Origin of the sequence: Phreatobacter cathodiphilus, assembly GCF_003008515.1 — a bacterium.
Taxonomy (GTDB): Bacteria; Pseudomonadota; Alphaproteobacteria; order Rhizobiales; family Phreatobacteraceae; genus Phreatobacter; species Phreatobacter cathodiphilus.
Genome location: NZ_CP027668.1, coordinates 1,783,025 through 1,798,107, shown reverse-complemented (window position 1 = coordinate 1,798,107; position 15,083 = coordinate 1,783,025). Strand labels below are relative to the sequence as shown.

The 15,083-nt window shown below is 68.0% G+C and carries 16 protein-coding genes; 9 read left to right on the top strand and 7 right to left on the bottom strand.

The features are described 5' to 3' along the window. From C6569_RS08810 to uraD, 6 genes are read right to left on the bottom strand one after another with little or no spacing between them, the layout of a single operon-like run. On the bottom strand, positions 1–348 hold the full coding sequence (locus C6569_RS08810) for a hydroxyisourate hydrolase (protein WP_106748496.1): 348 nt from the start codon (positions 346–348) through the stop codon (positions 1–3). A 10-nt stretch (positions 349–358) separates the two neighbouring features. Next, the gene (locus C6569_RS08805; protein ID WP_106748495.1) at positions 359–1,324 is read right to left on the bottom strand and encodes an ABC transporter substrate-binding protein; all 966 of its coding nucleotides are present in this window, start codon (positions 1,322–1,324) and stop codon (positions 359–361) included. Positions 1,325–1,329: 5 nt separating this feature from the next. Further along, a complete protein-coding gene (locus C6569_RS08800; RefSeq protein ID WP_106748494.1) occupies positions 1,330–2,829 on the bottom strand; it encodes a tripartite tricarboxylate transporter permease in 1,500 nt (499 codons plus the stop codon). A gap of 16 nt (positions 2,830–2,845) precedes the next feature. Beyond that, positions 2,846–3,289 (bottom strand): tripartite tricarboxylate transporter TctB family protein, encoded by a 444-nt coding sequence (locus C6569_RS08795; protein ID WP_106748493.1) that lies wholly within the window; start codon positions 3,287–3,289, stop codon positions 2,846–2,848. A gap of 23 nt (positions 3,290–3,312) precedes the next feature. Next, a complete protein-coding gene (locus C6569_RS08790) occupies positions 3,313–4,290 on the bottom strand; it encodes a Bug family tripartite tricarboxylate transporter substrate binding protein (RefSeq protein WP_106748492.1) in 978 nt (325 codons plus the stop codon). A gap of 19 nt (positions 4,291–4,309) precedes the next feature. Continuing rightward, positions 4,310–4,870 (bottom strand): 2-oxo-4-hydroxy-4-carboxy-5-ureidoimidazoline decarboxylase, encoded by a 561-nt coding sequence (gene uraD / locus C6569_RS08785; protein ID WP_106748491.1) that lies wholly within the window; start codon positions 4,868–4,870, stop codon positions 4,310–4,312. 93 nt (positions 4,871–4,963) lie between these two features. On the opposite strand from uraD, the gene C6569_RS08780 reads away from it, so the two are divergent. Beyond that, positions 4,964–5,911, top strand: a complete 948-nt coding sequence (locus C6569_RS08780) for a LysR family transcriptional regulator (protein WP_181313963.1) — start codon at positions 4,964–4,966, stop codon at positions 5,909–5,911. Between the two features lie 91 nt (positions 5,912–6,002). On the opposite strand, the gene C6569_RS08775 is transcribed toward C6569_RS08780, so the two are convergent. Next, the gene (locus C6569_RS08775) at positions 6,003–6,596 is read right to left on the bottom strand and encodes a helix-turn-helix domain-containing protein (protein WP_106748489.1); all 594 of its coding nucleotides are present in this window, start codon (positions 6,594–6,596) and stop codon (positions 6,003–6,005) included. A 328-nt stretch (positions 6,597–6,924) separates the two neighbouring features. Between C6569_RS08775 and C6569_RS08770 the strand changes: the two genes are divergently transcribed. From C6569_RS08770 to C6569_RS08735, 8 genes are all read left to right on the top strand, one after another. Then, on the top strand, positions 6,925–8,544 hold the full coding sequence (locus C6569_RS08770; RefSeq protein ID WP_106748488.1) for an ABC transporter substrate-binding protein: 1,620 nt from the start codon (positions 6,925–6,927) through the stop codon (positions 8,542–8,544). Between the two features lie 63 nt (positions 8,545–8,607). Next, positions 8,608–9,606, top strand: a complete 999-nt coding sequence (locus C6569_RS08765) for an ABC transporter permease (protein ID WP_106748487.1) — start codon at positions 8,608–8,610, stop codon at positions 9,604–9,606. Continuing rightward, positions 9,599–10,444: an ABC transporter permease gene (locus C6569_RS08760; RefSeq protein WP_106748486.1), complete on the top strand. Its 846-nt coding sequence runs from the start codon at positions 9,599–9,601 to the stop codon at positions 10,442–10,444. The genes C6569_RS08765 and C6569_RS08760 overlap by 8 nt, the downstream gene beginning before the upstream one ends. A gap of 74 nt (positions 10,445–10,518) precedes the next feature. Further along, on the top strand, positions 10,519–10,773 hold the full coding sequence (locus C6569_RS08755) for a hypothetical protein (protein WP_106748485.1): 255 nt from the start codon (positions 10,519–10,521) through the stop codon (positions 10,771–10,773). An 83-nt stretch (positions 10,774–10,856) separates the two neighbouring features. Next, the gene (locus C6569_RS08750; protein WP_106748484.1) at positions 10,857–11,360 is read left to right on the top strand and encodes a (2Fe-2S)-binding protein; all 504 of its coding nucleotides are present in this window, start codon (positions 10,857–10,859) and stop codon (positions 11,358–11,360) included. Then, a complete protein-coding gene (locus tag C6569_RS08745) occupies positions 11,347–12,324 on the top strand; it encodes an FAD binding domain-containing protein (RefSeq protein WP_106748483.1) in 978 nt (325 codons plus the stop codon). The genes C6569_RS08750 and C6569_RS08745 overlap by 14 nt, the downstream gene beginning before the upstream one ends. Continuing rightward, positions 12,318–14,513: a xanthine dehydrogenase family protein molybdopterin-binding subunit gene (locus tag C6569_RS08740; protein WP_106748482.1), complete on the top strand. Its 2,196-nt coding sequence runs from the start codon at positions 12,318–12,320 to the stop codon at positions 14,511–14,513. Before C6569_RS08745 ends, C6569_RS08740 begins: the two co-directional genes overlap by 7 nt. Positions 14,514–14,614: 101 nt before the next feature. Then, positions 14,615–15,025, top strand: a complete 411-nt coding sequence (locus tag C6569_RS08735) for an OsmC family protein (protein ID WP_106748481.1) — start codon at positions 14,615–14,617, stop codon at positions 15,023–15,025. The last annotated feature ends 58 nt before the right edge of the window (positions 15,026–15,083 follow it).

Below are 15,083 nucleotides of genomic sequence, written 5' to 3'. Positions count from 1 at the left end.
CTAGACACCGCGAAACAGCGCCAGACCCCAGGGTGAGAACTTCAGGGGCAAATGCACATGCGGTCCCGGATCCTCGACGACGAAGCGGAAGTCGAGACGATCGAGGAAGGGGCAGGGGATGCCGCGTGGCGCGTAGAAGTCGCGGATCGCGAACGAGGCGACGTAGGTTCCGGCGATCATTCCCTCGCCGGTGACGACGGGATGATCGAGCATCCCGTTGGCTCCGAGGATGCCCTCGGCCACTGCCGCCTCGTCGGGTGCGATGCGCCGGATCGCGACGCGCATGCCCGTTGCGGCCTGGCCGCTGACGACATCGACGGCGTGCAGCGAAATTCCTCCGGCGGTCATGGCGTGCTCCTCATCGTCTACGTGCGAGAGTCCTGACGCGATCGTCGGCAGCCGGCAGGAACCGGGCGTCGAAGATTGCGCTCGTTGCTGGCCGGCGGGTCAGCCCCTTGACCCGCGCCACCAGGTCGATCGCCCGGTCGAGGCGGGCGGGGTCCACGGCCCCAATGCCGTAGGTCGCACCATCCGGATGCGCCATTTCGAGGGCGAGCGTTCCCGTCAGCCGCGCGAGATTGGCCTTCACGTCGATGCCGGGATCGCGCCGCCGCACGGCGCCGATGGCGGCCTCCGGATCTGCGACGACATCGGCCAATGCCCGGTTCACGGCCCGCACGAAGCCCCGAACGGCGTCTGGATGGGCTGCGATGAAGGCGGGACTGGCGATGACGGCGGCGCCGCAGAGGTCGGGGACGATGGTGCGCCATTCGAAATGCCGAAAGGCCGTGGGGTCGAGCCCGGCCTCGATGGCGGCCGAGGCGAGGGTGTTGACAAAGCCGAAGAGCCCGTCGGTCGTCCCGGCGAGGATGAGGGGCAGCAACTCGCGATGATGGCGGCCGTCCGGCGTCACGCTCACCGTGGCCGGGTCGACGTTCGCCGCCGCGGCGAAAGTGTCGAACATCTTCCAGGCCGCATCGTCCGCATGGCTGAGCAGGTGCCGACCCGCCAGATCGCCCGGCGTCCGGACCGGCCCTTCGGCCGCCACCGCGATCGTGTAGGGCGAGGCGTTGTGCATGATGAAGACGGCGGGGGGAGCGGCGCCGGGGGCTTCCGCGGCCAGGGTGATCACCGCATTGAGGTCGCCATAGCCGAGATCGAAGGCGCCGGAGGCGACCTTCGGGACGGCGTTGGCGAGGGTGTCGCCGGGAACGAAGGTGACCTCGAGCCCCTCCGCGGCGAAGTAGCCCCTGTCGTCGGCGACGAAGAACCAGGCCTGGGGGCCTGAGACGAAGGTGTTGAGGATGAATCGGACGTGCAGCATGGCGGCTAGTCCGCGTTGAGCGCGGTCTCGCGCGTCCGCTTAAAGCTCGGCAAGGCCATCAGCAGGAGCATGGCCACGGTCGCCAGCAGGAGGAAGGCGCTGATCGGCCGCGTGACGAAGGGCTCCAGGCTGCCGCCGGACAGGATCATCGCCCGCTTCAGGTTCTCCTCCATCATCGGGGCCAGGATGAAGCCGAGGAGCAGGGGCGTCGGCTCGAAGCCGAGCTTGATGAGCAGATAACCGACGACGCCGAAGCCGACGGCGACATAGACGTCGAAGGCCGAGTTGTTGATCGAATAGACCCCAATGCAGCAGAAGAACAGGATCGCCGGGTAGAGGATGCGATAGGGGACCTGGAGCAGCTTCACCCACAGCCCGACGAGGGGCAGGTTGAGGACGACCAGCAGCAGGTTGCCGACCCACATCGAGGCGATCATGCCCCAGAAGAGCTGAGCATGCTCCACCATCACCTTCGGGCTCGGCGCGATGCCCTGGATCGTCATCGCCCCGGCCATCACCGCCATGATGGCGTTCGAGGGCACGCCGAGGGTGAGCAGCGGCACGAACGAGGTCTGCGCCCCCGCATTGTTGGCGGCCTCCGGCGCTGCGACACCTTCCGGAGCGCCTTGCCCGAACCGTTCCGGCGTATCCGACAGCTTCTTCTCGATGGCATAGGCGCCGAAGGACGCGAGGAGCGCGCCGCCGCCGGGCAGCACCCCCAGAACCGATCCGATCAGCGTTCCGCGCAGCGTCGGGCCGACCGACCGGCGGATCTCCTCGCGATTGGGAAACAGGTCCCGCATCGCCACGGGCGCGACGCGCTGCATATCCTTTTCCAGGTTGAGGATGATCTCGCTGATGCCGAAGAACCCGACGGCGAGGGCGACGAAGTTGACCCCTTCGGCCAGCGCCGGAACGCCGAAGGTCAGGCGAGGCATCGGCGAATTCGCGTCGGGCCCGACGAGGCCGAGGAAAGCGCCGGCCAGGATCATGATGATGGCCTTGGCGAGCGAGCCCGAGGCGAGGATCACCGAGGCGACGAGGCCGAGCACCATCAGGGAAAAGTACTCGGCGGGGCCGAATTTCAGCGCCAGCTGCGCCATGAGCGGCCCGGCGACGGCAATGAGCAGGGTGGCGACCGTGCCGGCGACGAAGGAGGCGAGGGCGGCGATCGACAGCGCGGCACCCGCACGCCCCTTCTGGGCCATGGCATAGCCGTCGAGCACCGTCGCGACCGACGAGGCCTCGCCCGGCAGCTTGACCAGGATGGCGGTGGTCGAGCCGCCGTACTGGGCGCCGTAGTAGATGCCGGCGAGCATGATCAGCGAGGTCGCCGGCGGCAGGTGGAAGGTGACCGGCAGCAGCATCGACATGGTCGCGACCGCGCCGATGCCCGGCAGCACCCCGATCAGCGTGCCGAGGAGCACCCCGACGAAGCAGAACAGGATGTTGACCGGCGTGATGGCGACCGAGAAGCCGAGACCGATATTGGCAATGAGATCCATCGGACGCCTCCCTGTCTCACCTGGGCCAGATCGGAATGGCGAGCTTCAGCCCGACGATGAAGACGAGCACCGCGCCTGCCGCCAGGCAGCCGGCGATGAGAGGGGTCTCCCGCCAGCGGCTGATGGGGCTGGCAAGACCCGCGAGGAGGGTCATGCCGACGACGGCGATCACCATGCCGTACCTGTCGATCGAGGCGCCGAAGAAGAGGACGGCCGCTGAGATGGCGAAGAGCGGCCGCCAATGCAGGTCGGGAACGGGGGGATGAGCGCGGAACACGGCCAGACCCGTCATGGTCAGCCCGGCGAGGACCAGCGCCCAGGCGACCAGCCGCGGCAGATAGCCGGGGCCCATGTCGTTGGCGGTCCCGATCTCGAGGGAGCCGATCGCCGACAAGCCGAGCACGCCAAAGGCGACGACGAGCAACCCCGACGCCACCTCGCTGTTGATGAGCCGCCCCATGGATCGGTCCCCCCGGGTCCGCCTCAGCGTTCCTGCGCGCCGGCCTCGATGATGAGCGGACGCCAGACCTGGATCTGTTCCGCCACGAAGCCGGCATAGGCGGCCGAGGTCATCACCTTCTGCTCGACCCCCCACGACATCAGCCGCTCCTTCACCGGAGCGAGGGCGAGGACCTCGCTCAGCGCGGTGTGCATGGTCGCGACGACCGGCGCGGGGATGCCGGCGGGGCCCGAGACACCGAGCCAGTTTTCGAGGACGAGGTCGACGCCCTGCTCGCGGAAGGTCGGAACCTGCGGCGCCTGCGAGATGCGCTCCGGCGCAGCGATGGCAACACAGACTGCCTCGTTGGCGGTGAGGAGCGGCACGTTCTGCGCCACGAGGTCGTAGAAGCAGGTGAGCACGCCGGCCTTGAAGTCCTGGATGGCGGGTGCGGTGCCACGATAGGGCACATGCACCACGTTGATGCCTGCCCGCCGCTTCAGCGCTTCGCCGAGCACGTGGTGGATCGAGCCGACGCCGGACGAGCCGTATTTGATCTGGCCCGGCTGCGCCTTGGCCTTGTCGATGAACTCCTTCAGCGTCTTCACGCCGAGCGACGGCTGGACGAAGAGGCCCGGCGCCGAGGCGCCGATATAGGCGATATGGGTGAAGTCCTTCACCGTGTCGTAGGGGATCTGCCGGAACTGCGTCGGCGAGATCGTAAAGGGCGCATTGTTGGCGAGCAGCAGGGTGTGGCCGTCGGCGGCCTCCTTCTTGACGATGTCGGCGGCGAGCGTGCCGCCGGCGCCGGCGCGGTTGTCGACGATCACCTGCTGGCCGACCTTCTCCGACAGATACTGGCCGACGAGGCGGGCGACGATGTCGCTGGTGCCGCCCGGCGGGAAGGTCACGACGATGCGGATCGGCTTCGTCGGCCAGGCCGTCTGGGCCCGGCCGATCGCCGGGGCTGCGAGCAGCGAGGCGCCAGCCAGAAGCGTGCGCCGGTTCAATCTGAAGGTCATGTCCGTCTCCTGGCGTCAGTCATGGAATGTCGAAAGGGCCGAGCAGCAGCGACAGGCGCCCTGAGGTCACGGCGATGACCTCGTTCAGCGCGGTCGCCAGTTCGGCGTCGGGCGGCTGGCCCAGGCGCCGGTTCAGGTCGTCGAAGACCTCGTCGAGCGTGGCGCGGCGGCGCAGGGCCACCACGTAGGGAAAGCCGAAGCGCTCCCGATAGGCGCGATTGCCCTCGACGAGAGCGGCGAGGGCAGGGGCGGGCAGCCTGTCGAGGCCGAGGCGTCCCTGTTCGGTCGTGGAGGCCGCGGTCATCGTTCCAGCCGCCGCCTCGCGTCCGGCGAGCTCGGGATGGCCGCGCAGGAGCCTGATCTGGTCGTCGCGGGGCGCCGAGCGAATGACCGTGCCGATGGCATCAAGGACAGCCACTGGCCCGTCGAACGGCCGCGACGCGGCGACGCGCTCGCAGATCCAGGGCGCGTTCTCGACGGCCGGCGCCAGCAGGCGGACGAACGCGTCGCGCGTCGCCTCATTGAGTTCGGCGACCGGCAGGAACCGCCCCTCCGTCAAAGCCTGCTGCGCCAGATCCATGGTCCATGCCCCTCATCGACACAGTGACCCATGGCGCCATGGCAGGCCATCGCATAATAAGAGATGATCTGTTCTCATCTTGCGAATGGTTCGATGGCCTTTCCGCTGGTGCCGCGCGCCCTGCGCTACGTCGAGGAGGTGGCCCGTCAGGGGTCCATCCAGGCCGCGTCACGCGAACTGGGGATCGCCGCCTCGGCGATCGACCGGCAGATCCTCATTCTGGAGGAGGAACTCGGCGCGCCGCTGTTCGAGCGCCAGCCGACCGGCATGCGGCCGACGCCCGTCGGCGGCCTGATCATTTCCCTGTCGCAGCGATGGAAGACGGATGCGGGGAATCTGGCGGCCGCCGTGCGGCAGATGAAGGGCGTCGATATCGGCCATGTGCGGCTTGCGGCGATGGACAGTCACGCCAACGGCCTCCTGCCCTCCGTGATCAGCACCCTCGTGAGCCGCCATCCCCGCATCGCGCTTGAGGTGGAGATCGTCTCGACCGACGCCGCCGTCACCATGCTGATGGACGACAGGGTCGACCTCGTCGCCGCTTTCAACGTCAAGCCGCGCCGGGAAATCCACGTCCTGTGGTCCGCGGACCTGCCGCTCGGCTGCGCCGTGGCGCCGTCCCACCCGCTCGCCGCGCGGGCCTCGGTGCGACTGAAGGACGTCGTGTCCTTCCCGCTCGCCAGCCAGAGCCGAAGCCTCGCCATCCGCCGCTACATGGACGACCGCCACGCCTGGATGTTCTCGGAAAGGGACGCACCGATCGTCACCAACTCCCTGCAGCTGATGAAGAAGCTCGCAGTGAGCGGCAGTCATGTCGCCATCACCTCCGAACTCGACACGGCCCCCGAAATTCTCGCGGGCGACCTGCGCTTCCTGCCGATCATCGACGACACAGCCCGGCCGCAGTCGATCGCCGTTGCGATCAGCGCCCGTCGTCCCCTGTTGCGCACGGGGCAGATCGTCGCAGATCTCTTGCGTGACGAGGTCGTGGGAACCCTGGCAGAGGTCAGAGGACGCGTGAACGGCGGGTTGCGGGACTAAGGCTCGGGTATCGCCGGAGCACACCATGAGACGGGCGGTGTCGACGGTGGAGAGCGCCCGGGCGCGCCGGGCGAGGGCGGTCCGTGACCGGCTATCCCGCCTCGTTCGACCGGATGATCCACAGGATCTTGGCCTCGTCATCCGCGAGGTTGCGGAACCAGTGGGGCCGGCGGCTGTCGAACTGGAACGCGTCGCCCGGATGCAGGATGTGGACCTGGTCGTCGATCTTCAGTTCGAAACGACCCTGGAGGACATAGCCGCCCTTCTGGCCGTTCCGGCGCCAGGGGTCCGTCCCCGAGCCGCCGCCGGGCGCGATGGTCAGCATCAGCATCTCCATCTCCGAATGCCCCGGAGGCGAGAGCAATTCCTTGGTGAGCCCTGTCTTGCTGAAGGCCAGGGTGGAGCGCTGACCCGCGCGGGTGACGGTGCCTTCCTCGACCGAGCGATCCGTCTGGGCTTCGAAGAAGCTCGCGAGGGGCACCCCCAGCGCAACACGCAGGCGGTCGAGCAGCTTCAGCGACGGAGACGTCTTGCCCCGCTCGATGTGGCTGAGCATGCCGACGGAGATCTGGCTGCGCGTCGACAGCGTCGCCAGAGTGAGGTCGCGCTCCACGCGCAGATTGCGAATCCGCTCGCCGAGGCCAACCAGCGTGTTGCTGTCGAGTTCGTCGGTGCCGTCGGACATTCCAGGGCCATCGGAAAGGGCAGGGGGCGATGATCGCCTTATATGCCGGTTGAAAAATCTAGGCGAGGCCCTGCGCGTGAGGCGCACCCAACTTATACTGCTGTGATAACGGCCGGGCTCCCGCGTTCAGAATGTTTTTATGCGATTTCCCTCCATAATCGGGCGAATTGGCGGCCTTTTGCGGAAATCGCCCGAAAAACACTCAGTCGACCGAGCTCTCGAAGTTGAGCTGCATTGCTGCCCATTGAAAAAAGCACTTCGAAATTTTCAATCATGATGAAACGCTCAGGTCGTGCCCGCAAGGGCTGCTCACGACCGGGGAACGGCCATGGATCATCTCGTCACGTCGCGCAGGCTCTTCAACGGCCTCCTTCTCGGCACCGCGTTCGGCGCCCTGCTTCCCGCGTCGCAGTCCCTCGCCAATCCGCAGTCGGGCGGCACGCTGACGATCACCACCACGCCCGAGCCGGCGATCATCACCAACGCGCTGAGTTCGGCGCCGACCACCGCCGAGCTCGCCACCAAGATCTTCGACGGCCTGCTGGAATATGATCTCGAGCTGAAGCCGAAGCCCTCGCTCGCCGAGAGCTGGACGATCAGCCCGGACGGCAAGATCATCACCTTCAAGCTGCGCCAGGGCGTCACCTGGCACGACGGCAAGCCCTTCACCTCGGCCGACGTGCAGTTCGCGCTGATGGAGGTGGTCAAGAAGTTCCACCCGCGCGGCCAGGGCAATCTCGGCCCGGTCCAGTCCATCGACACGCCGGACGCCCATACCGCGGTGTTCAACCTCGCCCATCCCTATCCGCCGCTGATGATGGGCCTGTCGAGCCTCGAATCCCCGATCGTGCCGCGGCACATCTACGAGGGCACCGACTTCCGCAACAATCCCGCGGTGAACGCCCCGATCGGCACCGGCCCCTTCAAGTTCGCCCGCTGGGAGAAGGGCAACTTCATCCAGCTCGACAAGAACGAGAACTACTGGCGCCCCGGCCGCCCCTATCTCGACCGCCTCATCATCCGCTTCATCGCGGACTCGGCCACCCGCGCCGCCGGCGTCGAGCGCGGCGAGATCGACGTCGCGACCTTCGGCACCATCAACCCGGTGGAGATGCGGCGGCTGGAGACGCTGCCGCACATCGCCATCGCCAAGGGCGGTTACGAGGCCATCGCGCCCGTCATGATGCTGGAGCTCAACGTCCAGAAGCCCCCGTTCGACGACAAGCGCGTGCGCCTCGCCGTCGCCTACGCCCTTGACCGCAACTTCATCACGCGGGCGATCTGGCACGGTTTCGGCAAGCCGGCCGTCGGTCCCATCTCCTCCTTCATGAAGGGCAACGGCGCCTTCACCGACCAGAACATCCTGCGCTTCGACGTGCGTGACCGCCTGGAGATCGCCAACCGCCTGCTTGACGAGGCCGGCCTGAAGCGAGGCGCCAACGGCATGCGCGTGAAGATTTTCCACGATCCCGCCCCGTTCGGCGAGGATTGGCGGCGCATGGGCGAGTACATCAAGCAGGCGCTGGCCCGCGTCGGCATCGAGGTGGAACTGCGCAACCGGGATTACCCGTCCTTCGTGCGGCTGGTCCACAACGAGTACGACTTCAACATGACCTCGACCTGGTCGATCGGCATGGCCGACCCGACCCTCGGCGTGCAGAGGCAGACCTGGTCGAAGACCATCAACCGCGCGGTGCCCTTCGGCAACGTCTCGCAGTATTCGAACCCGGAGGTCGACAAGCTCTGGGAGGCGGCGCAGACGGAGATCGACCCCGCCAAGCGCAACCAGATCTTCCACAAGCTCCAGGAGCTTCTGGTCGCCGACAGCCCGATCATCTGGCTGATGGAGATGGATCTGGTTGCGGTGCAGAACAAGCGGGTCAAGGACCTGATCACCTCGCCGCTCGGCCTGCGCGGCGGGCTTTACGAGACCTGGATCCAGCGCTGACGATGCCCACGGGAGCCGGCCGTGCCGGCTGGCTCCCGCCCTTTCCCCCAGAGGTCTCAAGGCATGTGGTTCGCCCGTGGCAGATATATTCTCGAGCGGCTGGTTCGAGGTCTGCCGATCATCCTCGCCATCGTCGTGGTGAACTTCTTCCTCATCCGGCTCGCGCCGGGTGACGCCGCGCAGGTGATCGCCGGGGAGGCGGGCGCCGCGAGCGAGGAATACATGGCGCAGATCCGCCGCCAGTTCGGCCTGGATCAGCCGCTCTATATCCAGTTCCTCAGCTACATGAAGAACATCGTCACCTTCGACCTCGGCTTCTCGTTCCGCCATGGCCGCGAGGTTTCGTCGCTCATTTTCGACAGGCTGGGTGCCACCGCGATCCTGATGGGCGCGGCGATGGTGATCTCGGTCACGCTGGGGACGCTGCTGGGCGCCATCGCCGCCATGCGCGACCGCACCATCGTCAGCCATGTCATCGTGATCTTCGCGGTCGTGTCCTATGCCACGCCGCTGTTCTGGGTCGGCCTGATGCTGATCATCGTCTTCTCCATCCAGCTCGGCTGGTTCCCCACGAGCGGCATCATCACGGTGGGCGCCGACTATACGGGCCTGCGCGCCGTGGTCGACGTGCTGCACCATCTCGTCCTGCCGGCCGTCGCACTCTCGTGTTTCTACATGGCGCTGTATGCCCGCCTGATGCGCTCGTCGATGCTCGAGACGCTGGGGCAGGACTACATCCGCACGGCCAGGGCGAAGGGGTTGAGCGATCGCACGATCATGGCGACCCATGCCCTCCGCAATGCCGTGCTGCCGGTTCTCACCATGGCCGGCGTCCAGGTCTCCGGCATGCTCGGCGGCTCCGTGATCGTGGAATCGGTCTTCGGTTGGCCGGGCCTCGGCCTGCTGGCCTTCGAATCCCTGTTCGCCCGCGACATCAACCTGCTGCTCGGGATCTTCTTTCTCTCCTCGATCCTGGTGGTCGTGACCAACGCCGTGGTCGACGTGATCTACACGATCATCGACCCGCGGATCGCGCTGAACACGGGGCGGACCCATGGCTGAGACCTTTGCGCCCCGCAGGAGTGTCCTCGTCCGCGTCGCCGCGAACCCAGCCGGCGCCATCGGGCTCACTCTCATCGCCTGTATCGTGGCGCTGGCGGTCCTCGCGCCCGTCCTCTACCCGGACGGCCCCTTCGAGATGGTCGGCATGCCCTTCAGTCCGCCGTTCCAGGAGTACATCCTCGGCACCGACATGCTCGGCCGCGACATCGCGGCGGGCATTGCCTACGGGGCGCGTATCTCGCTGCTCGTCGGTTTCGTCGCCACCCTCTGCATCGTCATTCTGGGCACGGTCGTGGGTGGCCTCGCCGGCTATTACGGCGGGCGGATCGATTCCGCCGTCATGCGCGTCACCGAGTTCTTCCAGACCATCCCGACCTTCATCGGCGCCATCGTCATCGTCGCCATTCTCGGCGCCACCCTGCCGAACGTGATCGGTGCCATCGCCATCGTGTCCTGGGCGCCTCTTGCGCGCCTCGTCCGGGCCGAGGTGATCAGCGTCAAGAGCCGGGAGTTCGTGGCCGCCAGCGTGGCAATCGGGCTCAGCGATCTGCGGATCATGCTGGTCCAGATCCTGCCCAACGTGCTGTCGACCATCGTCGTCGCCGGCTCGCTGATGGTGGCGACCTCGATCCTCTTCGAGTCCGGCCTGTCCTTCCTCGGTCTCGGCGATCCCAACATCATGACCTGGGGCTTCATGATCGGCGCGGGACGGTCGGCCATCCGCACGGCGTGGTGGATGGTGACCCTGCCCGGGCTCGCGGTTCTGCTGACCGTGCTGGCCATCAACCTGCTCGGCGACGCGCTGAACGAGGCCCTCAATCCGCGCCTCGACCGCTGATCACCTCCCCGGCGGGCATGACATCCGCCTTTGCCCTCATCCCGCATCGCGAGATATCCCTGAAAGGAAAGACGATGAAATACCTCACCGCCCGGGTTCGGCCCGAGAAGGTCTATCTGGGCTATGACGACGACAACAAGATCGTCACCGAGAAGATGCCGAACACCGAGTTCGTCGAGAAGGTCATCCGCATCGACCGGATCCTCTCCTTCACGGAGACCTACATCTTCATCGAATGCCCGCACGAGACGGTCCAGACCTGGGAATACGAAGGCAGCCTCGAAGACATGAAGACGCGCCTGCGCAGCGCCGGCATGCTGATCGACTGATCGACCCGCGGAGGGCGCCCCCCGCGCCTTCCGCATTCCCTTCGCCGACCCGGGCCCTGCGCCCGACACCCGCGAGGTTTCCGATGGACAGCGCCAGCCCGACGATGACCGTGACCGCCGTCGTCAACGGACGGTCCGTGACGGTCACGGCCGACATCCGCCGCACGCTCCTCGACCTGCTGCGCGAAGACCTGCTCCTCACCGGCACCAAGAAGGGATGCGACCACGGCCAGTGCGGTGCCTGCACGGTGCTCGTCGACGGCCGACGCATCCTCTCCTGTCTCACCCTGGCGGCAACGACCGAAGGCCGCTCCATCCTGACCATCGAGGGTGTCGGCGCGCCCGGCGCGCTGCATCCGCTGCAGGAGGCCTTCATCCGCCACGACGCGCTGCAGTGCGGCTACTGCACGCCGGGCCAGATCATGTCCGCGCTGGAGTTGATCGCCGATTCGACGGTGACCACGCGCGAGGCGGTCCGCGAGCAGATGAGCGGCAATCTCTGCCGCTGCGGCGCCTACCACGGCATCGTCGAGGCGATCATGGACGTGAAGGCCGAGCTGGACGCGAGGGCCCATGCGCCCGTTTGAGTTCCACCGCGCCGCCTCGATGGACGAAGCCCTTGCGCTGCTGGCCCGTCCCGACGCGCGCGCGCTCGCCGGCGGCACTACGCTCGTCGACCTGATGAAGCTCGGCGTGGAGGCACCGGGTCTGCTCGTCGACATCGGCACGCTGCCCCTCGACGGCATCGCGCTGGAGGCGGCGACCCTGCGCATCGGCGCCCTCGCCAGCAACAGCGCCGTGGCCCGCGATCCCATCGTGCAGGGACAGTGTCCGGCGCTCTCCGAGGCTCTGCTCTCGGGCGCCTCCGGGCAGATCCGCAACGCCGCCTCCATGGGCGGCAACCTCATGCAACGCACCCGCTGCGCCTACTTCCGCTCCCACGACTGGCCCTGCAACAAGCGCGTCCCGGGCTCCGGATGTCCGGCCCACGAGGGGGCGAACGCCCACCATGCCGTGCTGGGCACCAGTGACCACTGCATCGCGGTCAGCCCCTCCGACGTCGCCGTGGCGCTGCTCGCCCTCGACGCGACCGTCGCCATCGCGAGCCCGCAGGGCGTCCGGCACGTGCCGATCGCCGCATTCTACCGCCTTCCCGGCGACACGCCCGCCATCGAGACCGTCGTGCAGCCGGGTGAACTGATCATCCACCTCGATGTCCCGGCGACCGCGCTCGCGGCCCGCTCGGCCTATCTGAAGCTGCGCGGCCGCGCGTCCTATGAATTCGCCAGCGCCTCGGTGGCCGGCGCGGTCAGGCTGGAGGGCGGCGTGGTGGCGGAGGTGGCGATCGCCCTCGGCGGGCTCGGCACGGTGCCCTGGCGCGACCGCCGGGCGGAGAGGCTGCTCCTCGGCCAGGCTCTGGGAGAGGCGTCCATCGACCGCTTCTGCGACGCGCTCCTCGCGCCCGCACGCCCGACGGCGGACAATCGCTACAAGCTCGATCTGGCACGCGGCGCCGTCCATCACATGCTGACGCGGAGCCTGCCATGCTGAAGCAGATCGGCACGCCCCGCAGTCGCATCGACGGCGTCGACAAGGTGACGGGCCGGGCGGCCTATGCCGCCGATCGCAGGCCCGATGGCCAGCTCTATGCTTTCGCGGTGCGCAGCCCCGTCGCCGCCGGGACGATCACCGCCATCGACATCGGCGAGGCCCTGGCCGTTCCCGGCGTCGTGGCGGTCTATACCCACGAGAACGCGGCCGAACTCCTGGACTGGCGGCCAAGCCCCGAGGTCATGGCGATGAGCGGCGAGGCGCTGGGGCGCACCGCCCTGGCCGCCGTCGAACCTCTCCCACCGCCGCCTTACTGGCCCCTCGGCGGGCCGGAAATCGTCTTCGCCGGCCAGTGGATCGCCGTCGTCGCCGCCGCATCGCTCGAAGCGGCCAGGCAGGCGACGCTCCTCATCCGGCCGCAGGTGCGGCAGGCCGGGTCGTCCGTCCATCCCGTGCCCGCCAGCGACGTCTTTCTCGAACCCGGATTCTTCTTCGCCGCGGAGATGCAGGTCCGCCGCGGCGACTGGCCGGAGCATCCGGGCGCGGCTCTCGCCGAGACCTTCCGCACGCCGATGCATCTGCATCATCCGATGGAGCCCTCGGCGACGGTCGCCGTCTGGGGCGGCGACACGGTGACCGTCCACGATTCGACGCAAGGGGCGATGGCCGCGCGGGACTATATCGCTGCGTCGCTCGAGGTCCCGCCCGACACGGTGCGGGTCGATGCGGCCTATGTCGGCGGCGGTTTCGGCGGCAAGAACCAGATGTGGCCGCACCAGGCGCTCGCCGCCCATATCGCCCGCCACCTCGGCCGGCCCGTTCGCCTGCAGCTGACGCGCGCCGACATGGCGGTCGCCTCCGGCCATCGCTCCGAGACGGAGCAGGCGATCGAGCTGGCGAGCGACGGCGAGGGGCGGCTGCAGGGCCTGCGTCACGTCTCCTATGTGCCCACCTCCATGCGGGGTCATTTCTTCGAGCCCTGCGGCCTCAATACGCTGCTCCTCTACGACACGCCGGCGCTGGAGGTGACCCACCACGTCGCCCGCAAGGCCATTGCGAGCCCGACGCCCTTCCGGGCGCCGGGGGAGACGCCCGGCTCCTTCGCCGTGGAATGCGCGCTGGACGAACTCGCCTTCCAGCTCGGCATCAATCCGCTGGAGTTGCGCCGCCGCAACTTCGCGGCCCGCGATCCCCATCACCACCGCGACTGGTCATCGAACCACCTGCTCGCCTGCTACGCGCAGGGCGCCGCGGCTTTCGGCTGGCCGGCCGATCTGCCGGAACCCCGCACGATGCGCGACGGGGACGTGCTGGTCGGCTACGGCATGGCGACCACCGCCTATCCCGCGCCGGCCCTGCCGGCCACCGTCAGGCTGCGCCTGAGCGGGGAGGGCCCCCTCGTGGTCGAGACGTCGGCCACCGACATCGGCACCGGCATGCGCACCATCCTGGCGCAGACGGTGGCGGACCAGTTCGGCCATCCCGTCGAAGACATCACGGTGCGCCTCGGCGATTCCAGTCTGCCGGCGGCACCGACGGCCGGCCGTTCCAAATCCACGGCGAGCCTCCTGCCGGCGGCGGCGAAGGCCTGCGAGGTCCTGCGTGAGACACTGTCCCGCCTGGCTCTCGACAATGACCTGCCCGCCGCATCGAACCGCTCGCCGATGGCTGTGCTTCAGGCCGCCGGACTGGCCGAGTTGACGGCCGAAGGCACGTCGACGGGCATGGCCGAGACCCGCAAGGACCGTAGCTACTATTCCTTCGGCGCCCATTTCGTCGAGGTGCGCATCGACGAGCGGCTCGGGCGCCTGCGTGTCTCCCGCGTCGTCAGCGCGCTCGATTGCGGCAAGATCATCAATCCGACCACCGCGACGAGCCAGATCAGGGGCGGCATCATCTTCGGCCTCGGCATGGCGCTCATGGAGGCCGCCGAATTTCATCCGACCCGCCACCGCGTCATCGGCGACAACCTCGCCGACTATGCCGTGCCCGTGCATGCGGACATTCCCCCGATCGACGTGATCTTCATCGACAGCCCGGATCCGGACCTCAATCAGTTCGGCGCCCGAGGCCTCGGCGAGATCGGCGTGCCGGGCCTCGCCGCCGCCGTCGCCAATGCCGCCTTCAACGCGACGGGCCAGCGTTTTCGCGATCTGCCGATCACCCCGGCCAGGATCGTCTCGGTTTAGCGGGGCGACACCTCACAGGCGCGTCCTCGGCCTCTGCCCCGCCGCAGTTTCCGATTGCCCCGGCTCCTCCTGGCGTCGACACTGTCGCCCTGGAGGCGGCCATGGCTGAGATGTCGGTGACGTTTCGCAGCATTCCCGGGACGCAAGCCGCCATCGGCGTTGCGGGCACCCATACGGTCGTCGTCGATCGCCCCCCGGGCAAGGCCGGCGGGCTCGGGCTCGGCTTCAACGGCGGGCAACTGCTCGCCATGGCCATCGGCGGTTGCTTCTGCAACGATCTGCACTATGTCGCCGCGGAGATGGGGATCGAGATCGCCTCGGTGGACGTGGAGGTGACGGCCGTTTTCGACGGGGAACCGCTGCTGGTGTCTGCGGTGACGGTCGATGTGAAGGTCACTCCGGCGGATCCCGGCGCGGATGTCGCCGGTCTGGTGGCGCGGGCGCGGGCGACATCGACCGTCAGCAACTCGATCGCCCGGGGCGTACCGGTCGCGTTCCACGGCGGGGATTGACGCCCGCGGTGCGGCCGTCGGCGGCCGTGCCCGCCGGGCTCCCTCGTCGAGACCGGGT